Annotated in this window: 17 protein-coding genes and 1 tRNA gene; 11 read left to right on the top strand and 7 right to left on the bottom strand. The window is 40.2% G+C overall.

Going from position 1 to position 18,498, the window contains the following annotated elements:
* Nucleotides 1–19: 19 nt before the first annotated feature.
* The 3 genes from ACM0OP_RS16045 to ACM0OP_RS16035 all read right to left on the bottom strand — a co-directional run bounded on the left by ACM0OP_RS16045 (nt 20) and on the right by ACM0OP_RS16035 (nt 1,566).
* Nucleotides 20–769 (bottom strand): hypothetical protein, encoded by a 750-nt coding sequence (locus ACM0OP_RS16045; protein WP_414529423.1) that lies wholly within the window; start codon nt 767–769, stop codon nt 20–22.
* Nucleotides 770–994: 225 nt separating this feature from the next.
* On the bottom strand, nt 995–1,336 hold the full coding sequence (locus ACM0OP_RS16040; RefSeq protein ID WP_414529422.1) for a DUF5615 family PIN-like protein: 342 nt from the start codon (nt 1,334–1,336) through the stop codon (nt 995–997).
* Nucleotides 1,333–1,566, bottom strand: a complete 234-nt coding sequence (locus ACM0OP_RS16035) for a DUF433 domain-containing protein (protein WP_414529425.1) — start codon at nt 1,564–1,566, stop codon at nt 1,333–1,335. Before ACM0OP_RS16035 ends, ACM0OP_RS16040 begins: the two co-directional genes overlap by 4 nt.
* A gap of 273 nt (nt 1,567–1,839) precedes the next feature.
* Here ACM0OP_RS16035 and ACM0OP_RS16030 point away from each other — a divergent pair, with 273 nt between their 5' ends.
* Entirely contained in the window at nt 1,840–2,721 is an 882-nt protein-coding gene (locus ACM0OP_RS16030) for a DNA-methyltransferase (protein WP_414529421.1), read from the top strand.
* A gap of 184 nt (nt 2,722–2,905) precedes the next feature.
* Here ACM0OP_RS16030 and pyrE read toward each other — a convergent pair whose 3' ends face one another.
* Entirely contained in the window at nt 2,906–3,538 is a 633-nt protein-coding gene (gene pyrE / locus ACM0OP_RS16025) for an orotate phosphoribosyltransferase (protein WP_414529420.1), read from the bottom strand.
* Nucleotides 3,539–3,640: 102 nt separating this feature from the next.
* On the opposite strand from pyrE, the gene ACM0OP_RS16020 reads away from it, so the two are divergent.
* Nucleotides 3,641–4,057, top strand: coding sequence for a hypothetical protein (locus ACM0OP_RS16020; protein WP_414529419.1), 417 nt, complete (start codon nt 3,641–3,643; stop codon nt 4,055–4,057).
* A gap of 74 nt (nt 4,058–4,131) precedes the next feature.
* On the opposite strand, the gene ACM0OP_RS16015 is transcribed toward ACM0OP_RS16020, so the two are convergent.
* Nucleotides 4,132–4,204, bottom strand: a tRNA-Ile gene (locus tag ACM0OP_RS16015).
* Between the two features lie 173 nt (nt 4,205–4,377).
* Between ACM0OP_RS16015 and ACM0OP_RS16010 the strand changes: the two genes are divergently transcribed.
* Together ACM0OP_RS16010 and ACM0OP_RS16005 are read left to right on the top strand one after the other, a co-directional pair.
* Nucleotides 4,378–5,079, top strand: coding sequence for a hypothetical protein (locus ACM0OP_RS16010; RefSeq protein WP_414529418.1), 702 nt, complete (start codon nt 4,378–4,380; stop codon nt 5,077–5,079).
* An 84-nt stretch (nt 5,080–5,163) separates the two neighbouring features.
* Complete coding sequence (locus ACM0OP_RS16005) at nt 5,164–6,537, top strand: hemolysin family protein (protein WP_414529417.1); 1,374 nt, start codon at nt 5,164–5,166, stop codon at nt 6,535–6,537.
* Nucleotides 6,538–6,692: 155 nt separating this feature from the next.
* Here the strand turns inward: ACM0OP_RS16005 and queC are convergent, their stop codons facing one another.
* Complete coding sequence (gene queC, locus ACM0OP_RS16000) at nt 6,693–7,370, bottom strand: 7-cyano-7-deazaguanine synthase QueC (RefSeq protein WP_414529424.1); 678 nt, start codon at nt 7,368–7,370, stop codon at nt 6,693–6,695.
* A gap of 617 nt (nt 7,371–7,987) precedes the next feature.
* On the opposite strand from queC, the gene ACM0OP_RS15995 reads away from it, so the two are divergent.
* The 7 genes from ACM0OP_RS15995 to ACM0OP_RS15965 all read left to right on the top strand — a co-directional run bounded on the left by ACM0OP_RS15995 (nt 7,988) and on the right by ACM0OP_RS15965 (nt 16,963).
* The gene (locus ACM0OP_RS15995; RefSeq protein ID WP_414529416.1) at nt 7,988–9,070 is read left to right on the top strand and encodes a Gfo/Idh/MocA family oxidoreductase; all 1,083 of its coding nucleotides are present in this window, start codon (nt 7,988–7,990) and stop codon (nt 9,068–9,070) included.
* A gap of 798 nt (nt 9,071–9,868) precedes the next feature.
* Nucleotides 9,869–11,017 carry a filament morphology actin-like protein FcmB gene (gene fcmB, locus ACM0OP_RS15990; protein WP_414529415.1) on the top strand — a complete coding sequence of 383 codons (1,149 nt, stop codon included), beginning with the start codon at nt 9,869–9,871 and terminating at the stop codon, nt 11,015–11,017.
* Between the two features lie 5 nt (nt 11,018–11,022).
* The gene (fcmC, locus tag ACM0OP_RS15985; protein WP_414529413.1) at nt 11,023–11,517 is read left to right on the top strand and encodes a filament morphology membrane protein FcmC; all 495 of its coding nucleotides are present in this window, start codon (nt 11,023–11,025) and stop codon (nt 11,515–11,517) included.
* Nucleotides 11,518–12,720: 1,203 nt separating this feature from the next.
* Nucleotides 12,721–13,572 carry an SDR family NAD(P)-dependent oxidoreductase gene (locus tag ACM0OP_RS15980; RefSeq protein WP_414529412.1) on the top strand — a complete coding sequence of 284 codons (852 nt, stop codon included), beginning with the start codon at nt 12,721–12,723 and terminating at the stop codon, nt 13,570–13,572.
* A 209-nt stretch (nt 13,573–13,781) separates the two neighbouring features.
* A complete protein-coding gene (locus ACM0OP_RS15975; RefSeq protein ID WP_414529411.1) occupies nt 13,782–15,272 on the top strand; it encodes a glycosyl hydrolase family 57 in 1,491 nt (496 codons plus the stop codon).
* Between the two features lie 244 nt (nt 15,273–15,516).
* Entirely contained in the window at nt 15,517–16,272 is a 756-nt protein-coding gene (locus ACM0OP_RS15970; protein ID WP_414529410.1) for a hypothetical protein, read from the top strand.
* A gap of 106 nt (nt 16,273–16,378) precedes the next feature.
* Nucleotides 16,379–16,963 (top strand): hypothetical protein, encoded by a 585-nt coding sequence (locus tag ACM0OP_RS15965; protein WP_414529409.1) that lies wholly within the window; start codon nt 16,379–16,381, stop codon nt 16,961–16,963.
* A 114-nt stretch (nt 16,964–17,077) separates the two neighbouring features.
* Here the strand turns inward: ACM0OP_RS15965 and ACM0OP_RS15960 are convergent, their stop codons facing one another.
* Nucleotides 17,078–18,436: a sensor histidine kinase gene (locus ACM0OP_RS15960; RefSeq protein WP_414529408.1), complete on the bottom strand. Its 1,359-nt coding sequence runs from the start codon at nt 18,434–18,436 to the stop codon at nt 17,078–17,080.
* Between the last annotated feature and the right edge of the window lie 62 nt (nt 18,437–18,498).

The raw sequence follows: 18,498 nt of genomic DNA, 5'->3' as shown, positions 1-18,498 counted from the left end.
TAAAGTATTTATATCTTAATTAAGTGTACCTCATAACAGACGGAAGTGCTGTAATCGTATCAAGTTGATTTAAAATCTCAAAATTAGCTATGTTTTCTCCGGCTCTGATACACTGATATGTTCCTCTAATCAACTGCTTCTCATTTTTATTTAAGTTAGATGCAGTTAAGGCATTTTCAATACATTGTTCTATTTTGAATAATCTAGAACTTTGACTTGCAATATTGTATCGCTTAGAAACTGAGGGATTTACTTGAGATGATGAAATAATAAATTCTAATAAATTTAGAGCAGGTAGGTCATCTATAGATTTAGCATCGCTAATATTCTGATATACATTCGCACATCTTTCTTTACTTGTTAACTTAATATCCGCATTGTTGATTAAGTCATATATTATTTTCTCTATGTTTGTACTATTGTCAAACAATGTATGGACAATGATAATCATATCATTTTCATTATCTACATCTACATTAAGACCATTTTCATAAGCTATATATTGTTGTGAAAAATTTTCATAAATTTTATTAAAAATTCCTTTGAAATAATTATTATTTTGCTGTAAAATACGTTTACTATTTTGCTTTGGCTTACGTCTTTTCAAGCGTAGCTTAGTTTCTTCCAAACAGTTAGCCGGAATTTTTACTTCATAGCTTTTTCCTGACCTTGATGTAACTTGTTGCGTTCCACCTTGCTTGGCTATTCCATAAGCTACAAAAATGTGCTGTAACTCGTCTTGTTGAGTTTGTATATTTTGTTCTGTCATGACTAAATAGTATAGTAAGAGTTTTGGCAATAAATATACCAATCATGACCATGAATGTAAGTAAATAGCAACCGAATAAACACTTAGAATCATGCAAATAATTTTAACTAAAACAGTATTATCAACCATATCTTTAAACTACAGCCTAAAAAGCAAGGGTGTCAAATGACAGAAGAGCGATCGCCTGTAGTAAAGGGTGCGATCGCGTTGAGATAAAATAATTATTTACCGACGATTGCTGATTTCCACAATCATTTCTCCTTGGCGTAATTCTTCCAATGCATCAGCTAATGTCAAATTCAAGAGTTGATGCAAATTACGATTAGTCACATTTCCACAAGTCAGCCAAAGAATTTGAGGGGGTATCCCTAGCCGACAAACCAAATCAACGAAATCACTATCTTTAGTTATGATGATGACATTGGCGATTCTTGCTGCTTCAAAAATTTCTATATCTTTAGCGTCGCGGAGTCCAATATCTCTTAATGAAAAGGCTTCTATAGCAAAAGTATTTGTTATCCAACTTGCCAATGTTGGCGGTAACTGAGCATCAATCCAAATCTTCATGCTGTCAACCGGACAAAATCAGTGCGACGTGCAGCAAACAGAAGACAAGCTTGAATATCTTCTGTTTCTAAATCAGGAAAGTCTTCTAAAATCTCGCTAAAGCTGACATTTTCCGCTAACATTTCTAAAATGTCACTGACTCTAATTCTCATACCTCGAATGCAAGGACGACCCCCACATTGACCCGGAATTTGCGTGATACGAGTCAATAATTCACTCATTGAATTAATGGTTTATTGGAATATAAAGTCATATTTTACCATAATTTCGATATTATAAATTTGCTATGCGCTTTTTTCCACATTTTCAATGTTTACTATGTGCGATGGGCAAAGCCCCGCCTCCGGCGATCGCATATCATGAAAGTAGCAAGCTGACAAAGTGCGCGTTAAAGAAATCCGTTCCCATTAAACCCTCCCTCTCTCCTTGGCGTTCTTTGCGTCTTGGCGGTTCGTTGTTCCATTCTTCTGTAAACCAAAATCCCATAAATCAATGAGAAAAAATTGCAACCTTTAACACAGGGATTTCAACTGCAATATACACATCCTCACGGCAAACTTTATCAAGGTAATTCCCTAGATTGGCTAAAATCACTGGATTCTGAAAGCGTTGATTTAGTCTTTGCTGACCCACCTTATAACATTAAAAAAGCTGCATGGGACAACTTTGAAAACCAAGAAAAATATATCGAGTGGTCAATTGAATGGATTAGCCAAGCCTCACGTATTCTTAAGCCGACTGGCTCAATTTATATTTGCGGTTTTTCGGAAATATTAGCAGATTTAAAACATCCAGCCTCAAAATTTTTTAAAAGTTGTCGGTGGTTAATTTGGCATTATAAAAATAAAGCTAATTTAGGTAATGATTGGGGACGTTCTCATGAAAGTATCATTCATTTGCGGAAATCTGATGCTGTAAAAGTCAATATTGACGATGTGCGAATCCCTTATGGCGCACACACATTAAAGTATCCCTCTCACCCCCAAGCCCAAACCAGCGCCTACGGAAAAGGAAAAACCAAAAAACATCATACCTGGACACCTAACCCAAAAGGTGCAAAGCCTAAAGACGTAATAGAAATTCCTACTACTTGTAATGGTATGGATGAAAAAACACCCCACCCAACTCAAAAACCAGAAGAATTAATCAGAAAATTTGTATTAGCTTCTTCCCAAGCAGGGGATTTAATTATTGATCCATTTTCTGGTTCAGGAACAACTGTTGTAGTTGCAGAACAACTTAATCGTTATTGGATGGGATGTGACTTGAATATGGAATATAATTATTGGGCAATTGAACGCTTAGAAAATGTGCGGCGGATGACCAAAGATGAATGGATAGCCTTTGACCGCAAAAATGCAGAACGCAGAGAATCTATTAGATAAGGATAGAAAATTTGGTAATATATCGAGTCAAGAATTTTAGTGCGATCGCATGACAAAATTTTTCCTAACTCTTCAACTTTAGCAGCAGTTTTAATTACCTGTTGATTTGACCCCAACCCCTAGTAAAATCCTGTTCCCTCCCCGCAAGCAGAGAGGGTTAGGGTAGGGTTATATTGATGCGTCTTTATATTAAATTGGTATTACCTAATTCTTGATACCGTTTTTGAAGATCATTAATTGTGAACACCGCTTCAAAGTTTAACCCCACCGACTGATAAAACTCAGCGCCACCTTGTAATCTATCTATTAGTGAAATTACAGTATCAACAGTATAACCTGCTTCCCTAAGACGCTCAACGGCTTTCATAGCAGACTTTCCTGTTGTCACCACATCTTCTAACACTATAATTTTGGCTCCAGTTGGCAAATTAGGCCCTTCAATATAAGCCATTGTGCCATGACCTTTAGCTTCTTTACGGATAATCAGCGCTGGTAGAGGGCGATTTTCATAGGCAGAAACCACACTCACTGCTGATACAATGGGATCAGCACCCAGTGTTAAACCTGCTACCGCTTTAGTGTCTGAAGGAATCAGAGATAAAAGAATGCGACCAATGGCTAAAGCGCCTTGGGGATGAAGTGTTACCTGTTTACCATTAATGTAATAAGAACTACTTTGTCCAGAAGATAAGACAAAATCACCTTCTTGATAAGCGAGTTGGCAAAATAAATCTAGTAGCTTATGGCGCAGGGTTTCTAAATCAGTAGTAGCTGCACAAATATCTAATTTACTCAAGTTTTCAGTAGTATACGTCATTACAAAACAGCCCAATTTATGTTACACCAAAGGTTGAACTGATAAGAGTTCTGAAATTTAGCATAAGTCAAGATTTGCCCAAAACATTGAGGAGTGAAGAATATGGGTATAAAATTTAAAACCTTTGTTGGTTTATTAGGTTTGGTAGTTTCTGGTGTAGCTTTTCCTGCTGTTGTGGTTGCTCAGACGGAAACACCCAGTTATGAAAGTACCTATGATGCCTTTGAGCGAGCTTTTTTTAGACATGGTGGCAACTTCTACGAGAATAGCACCCCTAAGAGTCAGCTAGACTCAATTGTGGGTTCCGGTTCAGTTTTCCGAAATTCTTTTCCTGAAAACCAAATTGGGAGGGATGCTGAGTTGATTAACACTCTCTATCGAGATGTTCTCCATCAACAGGTCGGGAATGATCCTTATATTCGTACTCCAGACTTACCAAATCCCTATGACACATCTTTGCTGATGTCTCCTCGTTTTAATGGTGAGAGGCTGAGAGTGGGGACTGAGTTCAGATTTTAGCGGATAAAATCTAGATAAATCAGGGAATTTTTGTAAAGGCGCGGTTAATCGCGTCTCTACTAATTTATTCAAAATCCAGGGTGCAGGAGTTGAACCTGCCTCGCGCAAATTATGAGTTTGCTGCCTCAACCGCTCGGCCAACCCTGGCTGAGATTAACAGTATAACGTAATTTTACACTTTTGGTGTAATTAAGAATAGTTAATTCTACATATCCCATACATATTTTCTCAGAAATAGTGCAGACTAGTATTGATTAAGTTGCTTGAATCTTGAATACCCTAAGAGTAGGCCAGCATATTTCCGCAATAGTTTGTTAGTGATGAAAATAAATTCCACTGTACTTTTAACTTTAATATTGTTATTCCTGATGCTGGGTGCAGGTTCTGTGAGTGCATTTTTAGGTTTTGGGATGGGGAGTGAGGCGCTGAAAGGTGTAACAACCCCAGATGCTCGTCCCACATCTAAATTTCCTAGCAGCAAGGCCAATAATTCTCAACAGCTAGGGGTCGCACTTTTGAAAGAAGATGAGATCCTCAAAATTGTCAAGGCTCGGATTGAAGGTAAGACTAAGGCTGCTAAATCAGACACATTAGAGGAATATGACGAAGAAACTCGCATAAGTAGGCAGAAACCCAAGGAAGAAATTTCAGCAGAAGTTGCAGAAAAACTGCAACCGGGTTTTCCAGTGATCTCGGAAAGTGAGGATGTAACTTTTGCGGTGCAATCTGTACGCTACTCTGGGGGTGATTTATTGATGAGAGTGAATATGCAGAATAAGGGTAGCGATTCTGTGCGCTTTTTGTATAGTTTCTTGGATGTCACGGATGAAAAAGGCAGAACACTGAGTGCTAGCACGGAGGGCTTACCAACAGAATTATCTGCTGATAGCCCAATTGTTTCAGGTACGGTGATTATTCCTACGGCTTTGCTGGATGATGTGAATAAAATATCCCTCTCTTTGACAGATTATCCGGCTCAAAGACTGAAGCTAGAGGTGTTAAATATTCCTGTAGAAAGGTAGATGATCTTAGGGAGTGGTGGCTGGGGAGTGGGTAAGATTGTTTTCCCATACCTGATATTTGATACCTAATTCCAAAATGGGGGCGTGATTTTTACACGAGCTTTGGCGGTGAGTGGTTTTTCTAGTTTGATTTGGACGGATGTGGGGCTGAGATTGTTATCGGTGCTAATGCTGATTGCGATCAATGCTTTTTTTGTGACTGCGGAGTTTTCTATAGTGACGGTGAGGCGATCGCGGATTCATCAACTGGTTCAGGCTGGGGATATTCCGGCGATCGCAGTGGAGGGATTACAGCGTAGTATTGAAAGATTATTATCTACAACTCAGTTAGGTATTACCCTTTCTAGTTTGACCCTGGGATGGATTGGTGAAAGTTCAATTGTTGTCGTGGTTAAGTCATGGATAACATCTTGGTCTTTACCCTTAGAAATGAGTAACTTTATCGCTCATTCCCTCTCAATTCCCATCGCCTTTTTTTTGATCGCCTATCTGCAAATTGTTTTAGGTGAACTCTGTCCTAAATCAGTGGCTATGTTATATGCAGAGGATTTGGCCAGATTTTTAGGGCCTTCCGTCAAAGCGATTGTCCGATTTTTTAACCCCTTCATCTGGATTCTCAACCAATCAACTCGATTTTTGTTGCGCCTATTTGGGATTGAATACACTGGTCAAAGTTGGCGATCGCCCGTCACCCCAGAAGAACTACAGCTAATCATCTCCACAGAAAAAGAATCCACGGGTTTAGAGCTTTCAGAGCGAGAATTGTTAAATAACGTCTTTGAATTTGCCGATGTCATCGCCCAAGAAGTCATGACCCCCAGAACTGGGATTGTCGCCTTATCAAAAGAAGCCACCTTCCAGACCTTACTTGAGGAAATGATCTCTACCGGTCACTCCCTCTACCCCATCATGGGAGACTCTTTAGATGACATTTGCGGCATAGTTTATTTTAAAGACTTGGCAGAACCCTTAGCAATGGGAACACTAACCCCAGAAACAAATATTCAACCGTGGATGCGTCAAGCCCGTTTTGTCCCAGAACAAACCCCCCTGAGTGAACTATTACCCATGATGCAGCAAGAAAAGCCAGCTATGGTCATCGTCGTCAACGAATTTGGCGGTACTGTAGGATTAGTCACCATCCAAGATGTCATTGCCGAAATCATCGGTAACTCCGGGGAACCTGACAACATCAACGAATTGCTAGTAGAAATGTTAGACAACCAAACATTTTTAGTCCAAGCCCAAATTAACCTCGAAGACCTCAACGAAGTTTTACATCTCAACTTACCCCTAACGAAGGAATACCACACACTGGGGGGTTTTGTCCTCTACCAATTACAAAAAATCCCCGCCAAAGACGAAATTTTTTACTACGACAATTTAGAATTTACCGTAGTCTCAGCATTCGGACCCCGCCTGCATCAAATTCAAGTCCGACGCTTAGATGCAAAATGATGGGATTGGGGACTGGGGACTGGGGATTGGGGACTGGGGATTGGGGACTGGGGATTGGGGACTGGGGACTGGGTATTGGGTATTGGATATTGGATATTGGAAACTAAAAATCTTTTCTCCCACACCTCCCACACCTCCCACACTCCCCACACTCCCTACTCCCTATAACGCAATGGGTCTTGCAAACCTAAATCCCTAAAAGCTGCTAGCCTTAAACGGCAAGAATCACAGACACCACAAGCGACATCATCACCTGCATAGCAAGACCAAGTTAAATCCCAAGGAACACCCAATTGATTACCAAGTTGGATGATTTCGGTTTTTTTTAAATCAATTAAAGGGGAAATAATTTTGATTGGGTTCCCCTCACGTCCTTGTTTAGTTCCTAGCTGGAAAACTTGCTGCATCGCCTCAATATAATCGGGACGGCAATCAGGATACCCAGAGTAATCCAGAGCATTCACACCAATATATACCCGTTCAGCTGTGATCGCTTCCCCATAGCCCAGGGCAAAACTTAAAAAAATCGTATTACGTGCAGGTACGTAGGTGACAGGAATATTTTGAGACATTTCATCAAGCGATCGCTCTTCGGGTAAATTAATTTTCTCATCCGTCAGAGCCGAACCCCCCCATTGTCGTAAATCAAAATTCACAACTTGATGTTGAACTACCCCAGCCATTTGAGCAACCCGAAACGCAGAGTCTAACTCTCGGCGATGTCGCTGCTGGTAATCAAAAGAAATTGCATAACATTCATAACCCTCAGCCTTAGCTTGATACAAAACCGTGGAAGAGTCTAATCCCCCAGACAGCAAAATTACAGCTTTCATCTCAGTTTCAACTTTTGGATTTCCCATTCCCAAATCACACTTCCACAAAAAATGCTACAGTCCTCCTAAACCGATTTTAGTTATGGTGGTTTTTACTGTGCATACCATAGCTAAACAAAACTGTCTATACCAGCCTCTGAAAAACTTAAAGTCGTAAATATGTCAAATTTACAGATAATTATGCCAAAATTGGTTCAGTGTTTCAGCGTTGGCAATTTACAATATATTCTTTTTTGATACAACCTTATGGAGTCTTTTCAAAATTCTGTATTGTTGATCACAAAATCATCTTATTTTTGAATACTGCCCAATGAAATATTGATCCCCATCATTAATTGCCTAAGGTTTTTATGGGTTATTACTTACGTCTTCATCAGTTTATAAAGTTAATAAAAAGACATTACATATTTTGTGTAAAGAAAAAATCTTGATTAATTTACAACTCAATATACAAAAAAAGCCAACTTTCGGGAACTGATTAGGAAGTTTGAAATTCTTCATAAATGTAGCCTCTATGTTACCATCTGGATGGTTTTCGACAAAGCATAACTGGCTTTCAAGTATAAATGCCAACGGCCGTAGCATCTCTAAATTTGGTGGTTGAGGAGAGAATAATAGTGCAAAATAGCATGTCAGTGGCAGAAATAAATTCATACACACAGCGAAATCAACCAAAACCAATTCGCATAGGCGTAATTGGTGTGGGTAACATGGGACAACATCATGCTCGCATACTGAGTTCAATGAAAGATGTTGAACTGGTAGGCGTATCAGACATTAATGTTGAACGAGGCTTAGAAACAGCCAGTAAATACAAAGGACATTTTTTTGAAGACTACTGTGACCTTCTACCCCATGTAGAAGCCGTTTGTATAGCCGTCCCCACCCGTCTGCATTACGCAGTAGGTATCAATTGTCTATTAGCCGGGATTCATGTTTTAATTGAGAAGCCCATCGCAGCCAGCATTTCTGAAGCGGAATCCCTAGTAAATGCTGCGGCTGATTCTCAGTGTATTCTGCAAGTAGGACATATTGAGCGTTTCAATCCCGCATTTAGAGAACTAAGCAAAGTTCTGAAAACAGAAAATGTTCTAGCTCTAGAAGCTCATCGCATGAGTCCTTACTCAGATAGAGCCAATGATGTTTCCGTCGTCCTGGACTTAATGATCCACGACATTGACCTACTTCTGGAACTAGCTGCTTCTCCAGTAGTAAAATTAACCGCTAGCGGTACTCGTTCTCTAGATTCTGGTTACTTAGATTACGTCACAGCCACTCTAGGCTTTGCTAATGGTATTGTTGCTACTTTAACAGCCAGCAAAGTCACTCACCGCAAAATCCGCCGCATAGTGGCTCACTGCAAAAACTCTTTTACAGAAGCAGATTTTCTTAAAAATGAGATTTTAATTCACCGCCAAACAAATCATAATACACTTACCGATAATCGACAGGTGCTGTACAGGCAAGATGGTTTAATTGAAAAAGTTTATACCACTAATGTCCAACCCTTAAGTGCAGAATTAGAGCATTTTGTCAACTGCGTCCACGGTGGTAATCAACCTTCCGTAGGAGGTGAACAAGCCCTCAAAGCTTTGAGATTAGCCAGTTTAATTGAAAAAATGGCGTTGGAAGATCATAGTTTGAATCCATTAGAATGGCAATCTGAAACCAAAGTACAGTCATTAACCCCCAGCGTTTAAAACAGGAATAGGTTTTGTCCAGGAGGTAAATTACCTATACATTCTGGACAAACCAGACAAAAGCTACCACAGATCTTTCCAGGAAATCTCGACAACTGCTGGGGAGTGGGGAGTAGGGAGAAGTATTGCAACTTCTTGATTGCAAGGGTTTTATGATCAGTTTTTGTCCTAACTTTTTTGGCGATCGCTATAAAATTAACAAAAGGTTTTAAATCAGTGAACAGTGAACACACTGATTTAGTCAGGATTTCAACCCAATTATGTCTCTTGACTGTAACTGTAGAAATCTAAAAACAGATGTAGAGATCAATATATTTACTATTATATTGTCGGTGAGTAGTAGTTTTTAGTAGGAATTTGTGGACAAGTACCTTGGTCTAAGATATACAATCGTGCAGGGGAGTTGGTTGTGATATTTGTTGGAGATAGATTAGTTAATGAAATGGCAACAGAGACGGAATAACAGCCAAAATATACCGCTTTATGCTAAATTACGGACTTAATCTAGTCACAAAGCCCTTCACAGTACCGAATAATCTGAATTTTCCTGGAGAAATCTCAGTTTTTAGGTATAGCAACCGCCAAGGGATTGAGGACATAAAAAAATCACAACCCAAGTTACAGCAAGCATCTTACTTTTGACTTTCCCTATAGATTCCCCTAATCCATCCATGGACTCGACTAAACATTTGGCGTATTTGTAGCTAAACTGAACGGAGTCTATAATTTTTGCCATTGCCAATGTTTATCAGATCAGCATGATAAATTTTTAAAGTTAATCAAGAATTAGGAGCTTTTATGACAGACCAACCTTCCGCAGCTACACCAATGAATGCGGCTGCAATACCTCTAAATAGGGCAGCTAATATCCCTATCAATGCCAATTCCGCAAGTACCAGACTGAATCTGGGCGGTAAAGCTATTCTCAGTGTTGATTTAGGCAGAACTTCTACCAAAACCTGTGTTAACCACGAAGCAGGTCATGTCGTGTTTGTACCTGCCAACGTCAAAAAAATGACCATAGAACAGGTCAAAGGTGGTGTTTTTGAAGCCAGAGCCACTGATCCTTTGATGGATTTATGGATGGAATATCAAGGTAATGGATATGCTGTTGGTCAATTAGCAGCAGATTTTGGGGCAAATTTAGGCGTTGGTCAATCTAAAGTAGAAGATGCACTGGTAAAAGTGTTAGCAAGTGCTGGCTACTTCAAACTCAAAGACGACATCTCGGTTGTCCTGGGTTTACCTTTCTTGTCTCTAGAACAATTTGAAAGGGAAAAAGCCCAGTTGACTAGCCAAGTAACAGGTCCTCACATCTTGAACTTCCGGGGCGAGTCTCTATCCCTGAATATCAGCAAAGTTTGGGTAATGCCAGAAGGCTATGGTAGTCTTCTCTGGTCAGAAGCACAACCTAAAACCGGTGCGGTAAAAGTTCCCGACTTTACTAAAATGTCTGTAGCAATTGTTGATATCGGACATCAAACTATTGATATGTTGATGGTAGATAACTTCCGTTTCGCTCGTGGTGCTTCCCAAAGTGAAGAGTTTGGCATGAACAAATTCTATGACATGGTAGCCGCCGAGGTAGACGGAGCTGATAGTCAATCTTTAGCACTGATTACTGCTGTGAACAAACCAAAAGGTGAGCGGTTCTATCGCCCTAAAGGTGCAAGCAAGCCCTCTAACCTTGATGATCTTCTCCCCAACTTGATCGAAATGTTTTCTCGAGACATTTGCAGTCGTGTGTTAGCTTGGTTGCCAGAGCGGGTAACTGATGTCATTATCACTGGTGGGGGTGGTGAGTTCTTCTGGGAAGACATTCAACGTTTACTCAAAGAAGCCCAAATTAATGCCCATTTATCTGCAAATCCCCGTCAGGCTAACGCCTTGGGGCAGTATATTTATGGTGAGGTGCAATTATCCTCCGCTAGAGCTGCTAGGGCTTAAAACTGATGTTCCAATGGTCAAAAAAGGTAGTTAAATCGGTAACATTCAATCCAGAAGTCGCTGATGAGAGTTTGTTGGCAGTTGTGGAAAATTATTTGGAGCAACTACCTGAGAAAACTTTTAGTGATATCTGTAAAGAAGCCCTATGGCAATCTTTATGTGTACCGGAAGCTGTAAAACCTAGTCCAAAAACAGTAGCAACAGATTCGGTGGAAACCAAAGTGGAAACCAAAATCAATGAGTTGCAACGTCAGTTGGCTGACCTAGAGGAACGTTTTTTAACGAAAGAATCTCATCGTTTGGAGTCTATAGAAGGCCATATTTTGCAACTTACCCAACAAATTGCAAATTTGGCCACTATGGTGAGTGAGCAGCCAGTTATTCAGTCTTCAACTCCATCAGCACCAGTGTCAGAGGTGGCTAATACTTATGCCGAGGAACCTCCTGAAGAGGTTGATCCCGTTATTAGCCGCCTCAGTCAATTTCTGGATGATTTTTAAGCAACAATCAGGTTTTTAGCAATCCTTAATAGTAATACTATTAAGGATTCTTAATATTTTTGAAAATTCAATATTTAGTGAGTCAATCCTACTGATACCAATTATTTGTGAGGCTGCATATTATTTCGACGCCAGCCCTAACCCCTCTCCGCAAGCGAGGAGGGGAACTGGATTTATGGTTAAATTCTATTTATGCATCTTTATATTAAATTGGTATGACATAGTTGTTAATTTTGCAAAAAGGCTTTGATATCTTGACTCAACTACTCAGTTTCTGTGGTGGTCAAAAAGCCGCCAAATTTGCACCTACGCCACTTGTTCCGGATAAAACAGTAATTGACACTCCTCACTCTAAAGGGATGAGGATTCTTGCTTCATCCGTCCGAACTAGAAACCTGAATATAAAATATTCAAATCTCCCCGTTTGGATACGTCCACAAGCATACACGGACTGCCCGACCGCGTTTGAAACGATTTCTGGAATTTTTGCTTTACTCCCACATTTATACAAGATTTAGGATTTATACTACCAGGGTTCCGGATCAGGAGTCGTCCGCTTGACCTACTTCGTTTTTTATTTGTGCGCTTTACCGCTAAGAACATAATATCACCAAAGCCGTCCTATAAGGACGGGGCTTTAAACCCACATTTTCGGTAACCAGATGAATGAACGACAGGAACCGCACTAGACATGGAGTCATAAGAGGGGAGTAAGCTGCTATATTGCTTTAGATTAAGAAGTGTTAAGAAATTCTTATTAAAGAATATTGCAATACATTGATTTAATTGTTAACGTGTGTTTTAGGTAACGATGCTGGTGAACGCTCTGAATTTAGGAGAGATAAAACCTATGAGCTATGTCCATTCAGCCCACTGTGTGCAGTGTTGATTTTTGATCGAGAAAACAAGGCTGCAATGCCTTTAATGAAGAATGCAAATTACTCCAGGAATATTTCATTACCAAAGGCTTATTTATCGAGAGGAGGGGCGTTAGCAGATGCGACTAATCGTGTCTCTAAAAAACCCAATTGATTCTGAGGTTTGAGTAATCAACACTGTCCGCACATATCTGAGCTATACCTTTTAATTTCAATAACGACTGATTTTTTGTCTTACCTTGTGCAAGCCAGCGAGTCGCTTTGATTGTATCTGTCGGCAATCACTAAGAGTAGGGTAAGACCACAATTTTGGAGGTTAAAACCGATGAATATTCAAGGAAAAGTTGCTCTGATTACAGGGGCTTCTCGTGGTATTGGTAAAGCGATCGCACTCGCATTAGCGCAACGAGGGATCAAGCGGTTGATTTTGGTAGCACGCGATCGCCAAAAATTAACCGCAGTGGCTGACCAAATTCAAGCAATGGGCGTGGAAACCACCATCTTAGCCATCGATTTAACTAAAACAATTGAAGTCAATATTGCCGTAGCCCAATTGTGGCGCAACTATGGCCCCATTGATCTCCTGGTTAACTGTGCAGGTGTCGCCTATCAAACGTCCTTTTTGCAGACCAAACTACCCCAAGTGCAAGAAGAACTTTCAGTCAACTTATTAGGAATGTATAACCTCACCAGCCTCATAGCCCGGCGCATGGTGAGTCAAAAGCAAGGAACTATCGTTAATGTCTCCAGTTTGATGGGGAAAGTAGCTGCACCGACAATGGCGACTTACTCAGCCACCAAATTTGCCATCATCGGCTTTACTCAAGCCTTGCGGCGCGAACTCGCTGAACACAACATCCGGGTGATTGCTTTACTACCCACTCTCACAGATACAGATATGGCGCGTGACTTAAAATTATTTCGCTGGGTGATCCCCATGAACCCTAAAGAAGTCGCGGAGGTACTTGTGTCTGGATTACAAAAAGATGCACCAGAAATTCTAGTTGGTTGGCAAAGTCATTTAGCAGTTTGGTGTCAACGTCTAGCCCCTTGGCTACTAGAAATAATATTACAAATCGCCACTCCATCCACCTTGGTAAAACCACAGCGCCCCTTCCAACGGAGTTTTATGAGAAAAATTTACCGCTTTAGCGATTTATTGTGGTCAAGAACCTAAATTTTCTCTCTCCCTAAAATTCGATAATTTTACCCTGCGGTCAATCACTTGAGCTTTTCAGATAAAAACGGTAATAACCCACCAGGTAGAACACATTGACCGCAAATAACATTCCTTTACCCCCCAATAATGATGACGATCCCGATCAGAAACGGGATTGTAATCAGTGCGAGTTAGAATAGACTGAACGTATTTCGGAGCAAGCATAAATGCTGACATTACCTACCACGCTTCCCACTTTGCCCGAAATCATCGACGACTTACCAAATATCTCCGGTTGGGAAACAGAGGTGCTTTCTGTAGTCAACCATGATGCACCTGTCTTTTTACCCTCCAGCAATATCGCCTTAGAGAATGTAAAAGCTGTATTTGCGATCGCCTTACATATGCACCAGCCCACAATCCCGGCTGGACATGATGGAGGGTTAATTAGCAATCTGCAATATATGTTTGAGCATACTCACGAAGGAGACAACCATAATGCTGCACCTTTCGCCCATTGTTATAGTCGCATGGGTGACTTGATCCCCGAACTCGTCCATCAAGGTTGCAATCCCCGTGTGATGTTGGATTACTCCGGTAATCTGTTGTGGGGACTCAGACAAATGGGGCGCAACGATATCTTAGATAATCTCAAACGCATCACCTGCGATCGCACCTATCAACCTTATGTAGAATGGCTGGGGACTATGTGGGGTCATGCAGTCATTCCTTCCACACCCATAGCTGATATTAAATTGCATATCGTGGCATGGCAACATCATTTTGCCGCCATTTTTGGTTGGGAAGCACTAGCGAGAGTTAAAGGATTTTCCCCCCCAGAAATGCACCTACCCAATCACCCTGACACTTTATTTGCATTTATCAAAGCCTTAAAAGAATGTGGTTATCGCTGGTTACTTGTACAAGAACATTCCGTAGAAACAATTAACGGTGAAGCTCTCAATCAAAAACATTTACCACATACTTTAATAGCCCGAAATTCCCAAGGGGAAACAACTAGTATTACAGCCCTAATTAAAACCCAAGGTTCAGATACTAAATTAGTTGCTCAGATGCAACCTTACTATGAAGCCAAAACCTTAGATAAACAAGAAGTAGGAAATGTTTTGATCCCACCGATTGTCAGTCAAATTGGCGATGGTGAAAATGGTGGAGTCATGATGAATGAATTTCCCAGTGCTTTCAAACAAGCTTGGGGAGATATGGTCAATCATGGAGGAGGTAAATCTGGCGTTGTCGGGGTGTGTGGGACAGAATATTTAGAATTAATCACCGCCGCAGGTTGTCAACCCGAAGACTATCCTACCTGTCAACCAGTAGGACAACATCAAATTTGGCAGCGAGTTTCACCAGAAAACTGCCAACCGGAAGCTGTAGAAAATGCCATTCAAGAATTAAAGCAAATCAACCCTAACTTTCATCTTGATGGAGCATCATGGACAAATCATATTAGTTGGGTAAAAGGATATGAAAATGTTACCTCTCCTATGTATGAATTAAGCAGTTTATTTCATCAACAAGTTGATCATACCTTGCCCACTAATTCATCTGCATACCGTAACATTCTCTTACATAACCTTTTGTTGCAAACTAGTTGTTTTCGTTATTGGGGACAAGGTTCCTGGACTGATCATGCCCAGAACATTTACCAAAGGGGTCAAAACTTGCTGCAAAGCATAGCTATTAAAACTAGCTAAATCAAGGCTGTATTAGCGGTTGCTATAACTATCAGCCAAAATTGTAAATTAGCTGATTTATTTCAATCCTTTGTGTTTCTGGCTACAACTAAAAAATACAACTAACTCAACTAGAGATAGACTGTATCAGATAATATGTCTGCCTTCAGAACGGTTAACCGTTAATCTGTAATCGCTAAATTGGCCATAGACAACAATGTGTATCAGATTAACTTAATCGTTTTTATCTAAGGAGAATATTAATATGCTTGAGAATCAGCAAGCAGGGAATAATCAGAGTAAAAATGTTAACAACAATACTACAGAGCAATCTTGTGTTGGTACAACAAATACAGAAAGTACAGATCAGGGAACTTGGGGATCTAGCAGTGCAGGTAAAACTGGATCTCAACCTGAAACCCCGAAACAAAACAGCAGTATGAATCCGGCATTAAGTAGAGCTTTGATTGGTGGATTGATTGGAGGTACGCTGGGATCATTAGCTGGTGCGTTGGCGGGAAAAAGAATTGGTGAGGGATTTAACCACACAATCAAAGGTGTGGGAGAGGCTACAAAAACTATAGGTGAAGGCCTTGGTCATACCGTCAGAGGTATGGGAGAGGTAGCTAAAAGTGTCGCCGAAGGTGCTAGTTATGCCGTCATTGGTGATGGATTAGATGCTGTTGAGGGAGTTAAACAAGGCGCAGTAGGTACAATCAACGCATTACAGAAGACATCCCGTGATGTGAACGCAGCAGTACAGGAGACTGCGGAAAGAACAAAGGAAGCAGCAGAGAATAGTTTAGCCTCTGAAAATGGCGGTAGACAAGATCGTCAGCAGACTCAAAATCAAGATGTGGGTATGGGTCAGCGAGAGACTACTCATTCAATCTACATTTCCAGCCCAGAAAATACAGCAGGATATATAGGTGAACCCACTGCTTTTGTGAATGAAGAAATTTCAGTAGAGATTTTTGAAGACGGTTCCCTGCAAGAAGAGATTAATCGCATTGATAGTTAAATAACCAATTCAGGGGCGCGAAATCGCCCCACAATTAATGCCAGCAACATATTGAGATAAACAACCTCAAATCCTGACGGTGCAAATAGATCAAGAGGCAATGACAATGAATGGCAATCAGCAGTTTTCAGATCGCGTGGAAGACAGTTCATCTGAGAAGAATACAGTAACTCATGACTCTACTCAGGAGTTATCCAAAATCGTATTTGGCACATTGATGGGGGCGACTTTAGGCGCATTAGCTGGGGCTTTAGCTATGAAAGGTTCTCCTCAAAAAGTGAACGAAACTGTTAAATATGTAGGAAATTTTCTTAAGAGTACAACTAATAATTTTAATCAAACTCTCAAAGGAGTGGGTGATGCCATTAAAATGGTAAGTGAGGGAATTAATGATACTGTCAAAGATGTGAGTGATACTGTTAAAGATACAGCAGTGGATGCTAATGATATAGTCAAAGATGCTATGGTTAGTATCAAAGGTACGGCACTAGATGTTAACGATACTGTCCAAAATACGGCGGAGATTGTGAAGGGGGCAGATCAAGGGATTAGTGACACTCTCAAAGGAACATTCAATATAGCTAAAGGTGTCGTTCAAGATGTAAAATCCTCTGGTGATGAGAGTGTGAATCAACCTAGTTATCAGACTTCTTATATTTTAGTTCCTGTGGAGAAGCCAGAGTCAAAATAATTCGTAATATTTCCTATGGCTAACGCCACGCTGCGCGAACGTAATTCGTAATTATTTGGTCAATTTAATCTTTTCTGTGGTGAGAACTAAGGAATGGTAGATAGCTAGATGTGATTATACTAAAGGTAATAATATTTCAAATTCAGTTCCTATACCCAGTTGTGAACGGAAGTTTAATTTACCACCATGTCTAGCTGCTATAATTCGATAACTCATTGATAAACTAGTTTCTTTGTCAGCCCATTTTTCTAAGGAAAAAGATTCTAGAATATCCTGTTGTAATTCTTCAGACATCCCTGGTCCATTATCACTAATACAAACTGAAACCCAGCGAGAGTCGGGTGCATCTGTATTAGTAGGTTCTAGGGAAATGATTTTTGTTGTAATGTGAATTTGTGGTTTTGTCGCAGTATTTCTACGTTCTTGATGGAATTTTTGCCTGACTGATTCATTGATTAAAGCATCTATGGCTTGACTTAAAATATTCATCAATACTTGGTTTAACTGCCCCATGAAACAATTAATTGGCGGCAGTTTACAATAATTTTTAATAATCTCAATCTCTCCTTTTAAACGACTCTTCATCAGGAGAATAATACTATCTATACAGGCGTGTAAGTCTGTTGGTTTGGGATGAATTTCATCGATATGGCAAAAATTTTGTAAGCCTGAGACTAGTTTTTTTAATCTTTCTGAGCCAGTCCGAATACTGATAATAACTTTTGATAAATCTTTTTCTAAAAAATCAAATTCAATTTCTTCTTTAATTTGGTGTATTTCTGAGGAAATTTGCGGTAACTCTTTTTCATACTCTGCTATGAGTTTAAGTAAGTCTTGACTGTACTTAGAAATATAAGTTAAGTTACCCCAGATAAAACCAACGGGATCAAGAATTTCGTGTGCTACACCATCAACTAAGCGCCCTAAACGTGCCATTTTATCATTTTGAATCATTTGGGCTTGGCTGCGTTCGTAGCGTACCTGAGTTTTGATTCCTTGAATTTGCCAAGCTGCAATGTTGAGGTCGTGTATATCTAACAGTTTGTAGCTATGATCTGCTGTTTCGACTACTACTGGTTCTGCTAAGAGTTCAGGCGATCGCCTGAGAGTATGTTGCATTGCTGTTAAAATCGGCGTTGTCCCCGGTAGCTGCAAAATTGCTGTCCGTGCATAACTGTAAAGCACAGCCAATGTTTCTTGGTTAAATATCTCTTGTCCATGAGGACGGATGAAAAATTCCAGCAGTCGTCGCCGAGAAATCATCCCCATGAATTGTCCCTGTTCTAGCAAGATTACTCCCGGTAACAGTGGGTATTTGTCGAAAAAATGGGCAACTTCAACGCCACTCAAACTAATTTCTACCTGAAATTTGTACGTTGGTAGTTCTTGAATTACTGACTCTATACCGAGATCGCGATCGCCACCATGAGAGAAAACGGGGGGCGAAATCAGGGGCTTAAATTCTTGTGGCACTGGAGGATATGATATCTAATATTTCAATATATAGTAATCCGCCTTGATTTTTAAACTTACTT

The sequence above is a fragment of the Nodularia chucula CCY0103 genome (assembly GCF_963923915.1).
In the GTDB taxonomy this organism is placed as follows: Bacteria; Cyanobacteriota; Cyanobacteriia; order Cyanobacteriales; family Nostocaceae; genus Nodularia; species Nodularia chucula.
This window is presented reverse-complemented; position numbering and strand designations above follow the sequence as displayed.